Source organism: Streptomyces sp. NPDC057099, from assembly GCF_042671245.1.
Taxonomy (GTDB): domain Bacteria; phylum Actinomycetota; class Actinomycetes; order Streptomycetales; family Streptomycetaceae; genus Streptomyces; species Streptomyces purpurascens.
Genome location: NZ_JBHUTX010000030.1, coordinates 86,520 through 93,742, shown reverse-complemented (window position 1 = coordinate 93,742; position 7,223 = coordinate 86,520). Strand labels below are relative to the sequence as shown.

Sequence of the window (7,223 nt, the reverse complement as noted above, 5' to 3'; positions counted from 1 at the left end):
TACTGCAGGGGGGACCCTGTGGGAGAGTAGGACGCCGCCGAACAATCATTCAAAGGAAACCCCCGTATCTTCGGATACGGGGGTTTTCTGCGTTTAAGGGGCCCCTCGCGGGGGCCCTGAATGTCATAGGCGTCCGGCTGCCTTCAATGCCAAATACGCATCCGCCAGTGCCGGCGCGAGGTCGTCCGGTGTCGCGTCCACGACTGTGACGCCGTGACGGCGGAGTTGGTCTGCCGTGCGGTGGCGTTCGGATTGGGCCTGGGCTGCTGCTGCGGCCTCGTAGACGGCGTCGGTGTTCCCGCGTGCTCTGGCCATTTTGGTGATGTGCGGGTCCGCCACTGATGCCAGCAGGACGGTGTGGCGCTGGGTGAGCTGCGAGAGGACCGGGAGCAGGCCCTCTTCGATGGGAGCTGTGTCCAGCGTGGTGAGCAGGACGATCAGGGAGCGCCGGGGTGACGTACGGAGGGCGGTGGCGGTGAGGCCTCGGGCGTCCGTTTCGACGAGCTCCGGCTCGAGTGTGGCCATCGCGTTGACCAGGGACGGAAGGACGTCGGCTGCGGTACGGCCCTGGACGAGGGCGCGGACCCTGCGGTCGTAGGCGAGGAGGTCGACGCGGTCGCCGGCGCGGGAGGCGAGGGCTGCGAGGAGGAGAGCCGCGTCCATGGAGGCGTCGAGGCGGGGTGCGTCGCCCACGCGGCCTGCCGAGGTGCGGCCGGTGTCGAGGACCAGGAGGATGTGGCGGTCGCGTTCGGGACGCCAGGTGCGTACGGCGACCGTGGACTGGCGGGCTGTGGCGCGCCAGTCGATGGAGCGGGTGTCGTCGCCGGGGACGTACTCGCGGAGGCTGTCGAATTCGGTGCCCTCGCCGCGGGTGAGCACGCTGGTGCGGCCGTCCAGTTCGCGGAGGCGGGCCAGTTTCGAGGGCAGGTGCTTGCGGCTGGTGAACGGGGGCAGGACGCGAACCGTCCAGGGGACCTTGTGGGTGCCTTGGCGGGAGAAGAGGCCGAGGGGGCCGTAAGAACGGATGGTGACCCGGTCGGCTTGACGGTCGCCTCGGCGGGTGGGGCGGAGGAGGGTCGTCACGCGTCGGCGTTCGCCTGCGGGGACGGTGAGGCGGTGGCGGGAGGCCGGCGCTTCCGTGCCTGGCAGCCAGCTGCTCGGGGGCCAGGCGTCGCGCAGCTGGGCGCGGAGGGGGCGGCGGGACAGGTTGGTGATCGTGAGAGTCACGTCCGCGGTGTCTCCCAGGCGTACCGAGGTGTCTCCGGAGCGGGTCAGGCCCAGGCGTCGTACCGGGGCCGCCAGTGCGAAGTCGCAGGCGCAGGCCACGGCCAGGGGTGCGTTGACCGCCAGGATGCCCGTCCAGCTGGGTTCCCAGATGCCGACAGGGAGGGAGCCCAGGGCCGCGAGGAGGGCGGCGCGTCCGGTGAGTGCCATCAGCGGGGGACGGGGACGTGGGAGAGGATCGCGTTGATGACCGAGTCGGCTGTCACGCCTTCCATTTCGGCCTCCGGGCGGAGTTGTACGCGGTGGCGGAGGGTGGGCAGGGCCAGGGCCTTCACGTCGTCCGGGATGACGTAGTCGCGGCCTGTCAGCCAGGCCCAGGCGCGGGCGGTGGCCAGGAGGGCCGTGGCGCCTCGGGGGGAGACGCCGAGGGTGAGGGACGGCGACTCGCGGGTGGCGCGGCAGATGTCGACGACGTAGCCGGTGATCTCCGGGGAGATGGTCGTCTTGGCGACCGCCGCGCGGGCTGCCTCCAGGTCGGCGGGGCCCGCTACGGGGCGTACGCCGGCGGCGTGGAGGTCGCGTGGGTTGAAGCCCTCGGCGTGGCGGGTGAGGACGTCGATCTCGTCCTCGCGGGAGGGCAGGGGGATGGTGAGTTTGAGGAGGAAGCGGTCCAGCTGGGCTTCCGGGAGGGGGTAGGTGCCTTCGTACTCCACCGGGTTCTGGGTCGCCGCGACCAGGAACGGGTCGGGGAGGAGGCGGGGGGTGCCGTCGACCGTGACCTGGCGTTCCTCCATGGCTTCCAGGAGGGACGACTGGGTCTTGGGGGGCGTGCGGTTGATCTCGTCCGCGAGGAGGAGGTTGGTGAAGACCGGGCCGGGCTGGAAGGAGAACTCGGCGCTGCGGGTGTCGTAGACCAGGGAGCCGGTCACGTCGCTCGGCATGAGGTCGGGGGTGAACTGGACGCGCTTGGTGTCGAGTTCGAGGGCGGAGGCGAGGGCGCGGACCAGGAGGGTCTTGGCGACGCCGGGGACGCCTTCGAGGAGGACGTGGCCGCGGCAGAGCAGGGCGACGACGAGGCCGGTCACGGCGGGGTCCTGGCCGACCACGGCCTTGGCGATCTCGGCGCGCAGGGCCTCCAGGGCGGCTCGGGCGGTGCCCGCGTCCCCGGTCTGCCCGGCGTTGTCAGTGGTCGGGTCCATCATGGACGGCGTACCTCTCTTTCGAGGGCGTCGAGTCGGTCGGCGAGTGCGATGAGTGCTGCGTCGGTGCTGGGCGCTGGGCCGAAGAGGAGTGCGTGCAGGTCCTGGCCGTCGCCGTGGAGGTGGGCGGACAGGGCGGGGAGCAGGGCCTCGGGCGTGTGTGCCTGAGTGACGGGGACGCCGGTGAGGGGGGCGAGGCGGGTGCGGGTGGTGGAGCGAAGAGCGTTTGCCGCGCGGTCGCGGGCGTCGGCCTTGCGGTAGAGGCGGGCGCGGCCTTCGGCGGTTTCGGAGGCGCGGATCGCGACGGGGAGTTTTTCGGGCACGAGGGGGCCGAGTCGGCGTGCCCGCCACAGGGCGGCCAGGGCTGCGGCGATGAAGAGTTGCAGGGTGCCCCAGAGCCAGCCCGAGGGGAGCAGGTCGAAGAAGCCGCGTTCGTCGTCGGTGCCGGTGGCCGACGTGTCGGAGAGCGAGGGGAGGTACCAGACCAGATGGGGTCGGGAGCCGAGGAGCTGGAGGGCGAGCGAGGCGTTGCCCTGCTGGTCGAGGCGGTCGTTGAGGAGGATGTCGGGTGCGCCGAGGGCGACGGTGTCGCCGTTGCCGGTCGGGGCCGGGATGCGCAGCAGGGTGGCCAGGCGCTCGCTGGGGTAGCACTGGTCGGCGTCGAGGTGGGTGGTGGTGTAGCGGACGCCGCCTGTTTCTGCGGTGCCCGCGCGCTGGGCGGCGGGCAGGTCGCAGTCGGGGGCGAGCGTCGAGTCGAGGCTGGTGGCGGGGTCGGCGGTGACGCCGGGGGCGAGCCGTTCGACGGAGGCGCTGCCGGAGGCGACCAGGACGGTGCGGCCGCCGGAGTCGGCGAACGTCTTGTGCAGGCGGGACTGCTGACCTCGGGTCAGCAGGTCGGGGGTGGCGACCAGGAGGGTCGTGTCCGGGCCGGATGCGGCGGCTGCCTCGTCCAGGGTGGTCACCACCCGGGTGTCCACGCCCCGGTCGGCGAGGAGTTCGGCGACGGCGCGGCTGCCTTTGGGGTCGACGGAGCGCGGGTCGAGTTCGCCGTGCCGGGCGTCGGAGCGGATCACGGCGATGGCGATGGCTCCCGCGATGAGCACCACGAGGGCGAGCGCGATACCCCGCGTACGGGTCCATACCTGGCGGGCGGTGGGCGAGGCCGAGGTGGACGGGAGCGTGGCCTCGGTGGTCATTCGGCGGCTCCCTGGCGGGTGTGGGGGGCCGTGCTGTGGGCGCTGCTGGTGGTGAGCTGGGGCTTGGTGCGTTCCAGGTCGCGGTCGAGTTCGGCGATGCGGTGGTACGACTGCTCGGTCGCCGAGCGGCCGCCGTACGTCACGTCGTCGAAGTCGCGGGCGGCTGCGCGCAGTCGGTCGGTGTGGGCGGGCAGGGCCCGGCCGGCTTCGGCGGCGGCCTCGTCTGCGGTGCGGCCGGGGCGGACGTCGAGGAGTGCGCGTTCCTCCAGGGCGCGGACGAGGGCCCGCATGCGTTCCTGGACGGCCTGGTTCCAGTGGCTCTGGGCGGCGTGTGCCTCGGCGGCGGCGCGGTGGTCGGCGGCGCTGCGGGGGCGGTCGTCGAACAGGGCGGCGGACGAGGTGGGTTGGCGGCGCGGGGTGCCCAGGCGCCACCACAGGGCGCCCAGGACCGCGACGACGGCCAGGATGATGACGACCAGGCCGAGTGTGCCGCCGGGTGTCGCGGACGAGGCGGCGTTGAACAGTTTGCCGAGCCATTCCCAGAAGGCGTCGAGGGCGCGCTGGAACAGGCTGGGGTCGTTCTCGTGGTACATCCGCTTGGACAGCTCGCGTCGGGCCGCCTCGCGCGCGGGGTCGCGTGGGGTGGTGAGGGGCGGCTCGTCGGTGGAGCGCGCCGACGACAGTACGGAGGTGTCGCCGGCGTGCAGCAGCGTGCGTATGGCGGTGCGTGGCAGTGCCGTTGTGAGAGGTTCCCCCGCCCAGCTCACCGCATCAGCTCCCCGGGGTGGCGCCGGGGGCGTGGGAGCCGTAGTCCTGGACACCTGCGGCGCGGGCCAGTTCGAGGTCGAGGGCCTCGCGGCGGATGCGCTGGTCGATGTAGAGGAGCACGGTGACGCCCGCGGTGATCGGGAAGGTGATCATGGAGCCGATCACCGCGCCGATGCCGCTGACGATGAGGAACGTCCAGCCGAGGTCGGCGCCGCCGCTGTTGAGCCAGCCGGTGACGCCGTCGCCGCTGAGGGCCGCGGCGAGGAAGGTGAACGGGATGACGATGATCGAGGCGACGACGTTCGCGATGATCGTGGCGAGCAGCTGGATGCCGAAGATCCGCCACCAGGTGCCCTGGACCAGCTTCGCGGAGCGGCTCATGGCCTTCTTGATGCCCTGCTTCTCCAGCATCAGGGCGGGCGAGGCCAGGGAGAAGCGGATCATCAGCCAGAGGGCGACGATGCCGGCGCCGATGACGCCCAGGACGGTGAGGGCGACGCCCGCGCCGGTGCTCCCGGAGACGGTGACGAGGATGCCTGGCAGGGTGCCCACGGTGACGATGCCGGCGGTGATGAGCAGCAACAGGCAGATGAGGCCGAACAGTTTGAGGACCTGAGGGCGGGCGTCCCGCCAGGCCTCGCCGATGGTCACCGATGTGCCGAGTACGGCGCGGCTGGTGACGGTGGTGAGCAGTGCGGTCGCGATGACGGTGCCGACCAGGGAGATCACGAAGACGACGGTGGAGTTGAGCAGGGCGTCGCTCATGGCGCGGCTCAGCTCGCTGAGGGTGGCGCTCGGGTCGTTGAGGGCCTGGGCGCTGGAGTCGTCGAGGACGAGGCCCTGGAACAGGACGACGATGATCTCGGTGAGGACCGCGACGGTCAGGGAGATGCCCAGGACCGTGCGCCAGTAGGTGCGCATGGTGGAGACGGCGCCGTCGAGGATCTCGCCCACGCCGAGCGGGCGGAGCGGGATGATGCCGGGCTTGGCGGCGGGCGGGGGGCCGCCCCAGCCGCTTCCCCAGCCGCCGTAGGCGCCAGGGGCTCCGTATCCGCCGTATCCGCCGTATCCGCCCGGGGCCGCGGGGCCGCCAGGGCCGTATCCGGCCGGGCCGTGGCTGCCGGGGGGCTGGGTGCCCCAGCCCGGGCCGGGTGGCGGGGGCGGGGGAGCCTGGCCGGGGACGGTCGGGCCGCTGGGGGCGGACCACTGGGCGGGTGGCGGCTGGTCCTTGGACCACTGCGGGCCGGGGCCCTGCGGGGCCTGGCCCGGCTGGGCCGCTTGGCCGGGCTGGTCCGCGGGCTGTGCGGGGCCGGGGCGGTCGGTGGGCTCGGCAGTGCCGGACTGGTCCGGCTTCTGCCCGTCGGACGGGGCGGATCCGGGCGAGGCCCAGCCCGGAGTGTCGTTCATCGTCGCTCCTTCACGGTGCCCGTCCGCGGTCGCGGCGGCAGGTTGGCAGCCATCGTGCCATGGGGTGGTCTTGGAATGACCGGCCGCGGTATGGGCTGCGTACCTTCAATTGTCCGCTCTACAGGGGGCAGACTGACCGCATGGCTGATCAGTACGCGTACAGCGGCGATGACAAGCGGCCGACCGAGATCCCCGCGATCCGTTGGGAGGAGCCACCGGAAGGACCCGTTCTGGTCCTTCTCGACCAGACGAGGCTGCCGGCCGAGGAGGTCGAACTGGTCTGCACGGACGCGTCCGCGCTGGTGGAGGCGATCCGCTCGCTCTCCGTGCGCGGGGCGCCGTTGCTCGGTATCGCGGGGGCGTACGGGGTCGCGCTCGCCGCCGTGCGGGGCTTCGACGTGGACGAGGCCGCGGCCGCGCTGGCGAGTGCCCGGCCGACCGCGGTGAACCTGGCGCTCGGTGTGCGCCGGGCGCACTCGGCCCACGAGGCGGCGCTCGCCAAGGGCGGTGATGTCCGGCAGGCGGCCTCGGCGGCGCTGGCGGCGGCGCGGCAGTTGCACCGGGAGGACGCCGAGGCGAGTGCGCGGATGGCCGAGCACGGGCTGACGCTGCTGGACGAGCTGCTGCCCGGTGGCGGGCACCGGATCCTCACCCACTGCAACACCGGTTCGCTGGTGTCGGGCGGGGAGGGGACGGCGTTCGCGGTGGGGCTCGCGGCGCACCGGGCGGGGCGGCTGCGGCGGCTGTGGGTGGACGAGACGCGTCCGTTGTTGCAGGGCGCTCGGCTGACGGCGTACGAGGCGGCGCGCAGCGGGATGGCGTACACGCTGCTCACCGACAACGCGGCGGGGTCGCTGTTCGCCGCCGGGGAGGTGGACGCGGTGCTGATCGGGGCGGACCGCATCACGGCGGACGGTTCGGTGGCGAACAAGGTGGGGAGCTATCCGCTGGCGGTGCTCGCGCGGTATCACCATGTGCCGTTCATCGTGGTGGCGCCGGTGACGACGGTGGATCCGGACACCCCGGACGGGGCGTCGATCGAGGTCGAGCAGCGTCCCGGGCACGAGGTGACCGAGGTGGTGGCGCCGCAGGTGCCGGTCGCCGGTGCGCAGGAGGCGGGCGGCGGCATTCCCGTGGCGCCGCTGGGGACGCAGGCGTACAACCCGGCGTTCGACGTGACCCCGCCCGAGCTGGTGACGGCGATCGTCACGGAGGAGGGTGTGGTTTCGCCGGTGACGGCGGAGGCGCTCGCCGAGGTGTGTGCGCGGTCGCGGAGGGTGACGGCGGGCTGAGTCGGACGGCTGCCGGAGCGGGTGCGGGGCGGGCGGGCTCCGGCGGTCGCGACCCTCGCCCGTGTGCCCGAGGCCCGGGTCGGCGGGGCGGCGTAGAGATCAACTTTGGGTGGGCGAGGGCAGACAGTAGCGCTTGC

General features: G+C 72.9%; 6 protein-coding genes. 1 reads left to right on the top strand and 5 read right to left on the bottom strand.

Features of this window, described 5'->3' with window-relative positions:
- Positions 1-123: 123 nt before the first annotated feature.
- Genes ACFT4A_RS29080 through ACFT4A_RS29060 form a run of 5 tightly spaced genes read right to left on the bottom strand, consistent with a single transcriptional unit; the run spans position 124 to position 5,794 of the window.
- Complete coding sequence (locus tag ACFT4A_RS29080; protein WP_382835591.1) at positions 124-1,434, bottom strand: DUF58 domain-containing protein; 1,311 nt, start codon at positions 1,432-1,434, stop codon at positions 124-126.
- Positions 1,434-2,423, bottom strand: a complete 990-nt coding sequence (locus tag ACFT4A_RS29075; RefSeq protein WP_382835588.1) for an AAA family ATPase — start codon at positions 2,421-2,423, stop codon at positions 1,434-1,436. Before ACFT4A_RS29075 ends, ACFT4A_RS29080 begins: the two co-directional genes overlap by 1 nt.
- Positions 2,423-3,619: a DUF4350 domain-containing protein gene (locus ACFT4A_RS29070; protein WP_382835585.1), complete on the bottom strand. Its 1,197-nt coding sequence runs from the start codon at positions 3,617-3,619 to the stop codon at positions 2,423-2,425. The genes ACFT4A_RS29075 and ACFT4A_RS29070 overlap by 1 nt, the downstream gene beginning before the upstream one ends.
- On the bottom strand, positions 3,616-4,386 hold the full coding sequence (locus ACFT4A_RS29065) for a DUF4129 domain-containing protein (RefSeq protein ID WP_382835583.1): 771 nt from the start codon (positions 4,384-4,386) through the stop codon (positions 3,616-3,618). The genes ACFT4A_RS29070 and ACFT4A_RS29065 overlap by 4 nt, the downstream gene beginning before the upstream one ends.
- A gap of 4 nt (positions 4,387-4,390) precedes the next feature.
- Entirely contained in the window at positions 4,391-5,794 is a 1,404-nt protein-coding gene (locus tag ACFT4A_RS29060; RefSeq protein ID WP_382835580.1) for a glycerophosphoryl diester phosphodiesterase membrane domain-containing protein, read from the bottom strand.
- A 140-nt stretch (positions 5,795-5,934) separates the two neighbouring features.
- Between ACFT4A_RS29060 and mtnA the strand changes: the two genes are divergently transcribed.
- Entirely contained in the window at positions 5,935-7,086 is a 1,152-nt protein-coding gene (mtnA, locus tag ACFT4A_RS29055; protein ID WP_382835577.1) for an S-methyl-5-thioribose-1-phosphate isomerase, read from the top strand.
- Positions 7,087-7,223: the final 137 nt, after the last annotated feature.

Coding starts and splice junctions, on each gene's coding strand:
- ACFT4A_RS29080 (WP_382835591.1), bottom strand. CDS start 1,434: ATGGCACTCACCGGACGCGCCGCCCTCCTCGCGGCCCTGGGCTCCCTC.
- ACFT4A_RS29070 (WP_382835585.1), bottom strand. CDS start 3,619: ATGACCACCGAGGCCACGCTCCCGTCCACCTCGGCCTCGCCCACCGCC.
- ACFT4A_RS29075 (WP_382835588.1), bottom strand. CDS start 2,423: ATGGACCCGACCACTGACAACGCCGGGCAGACCGGGGACGCGGGCACC.
- ACFT4A_RS29060 (WP_382835580.1), bottom strand. CDS start 5,794: ATGAACGACACTCCGGGCTGGGCCTCGCCCGGATCCGCCCCGTCCGAC.
- mtnA (WP_382835577.1), top strand. CDS start 5,935: ATGGCTGATCAGTACGCGTACAGCGGCGATGACAAGCGGCCGACCGAG.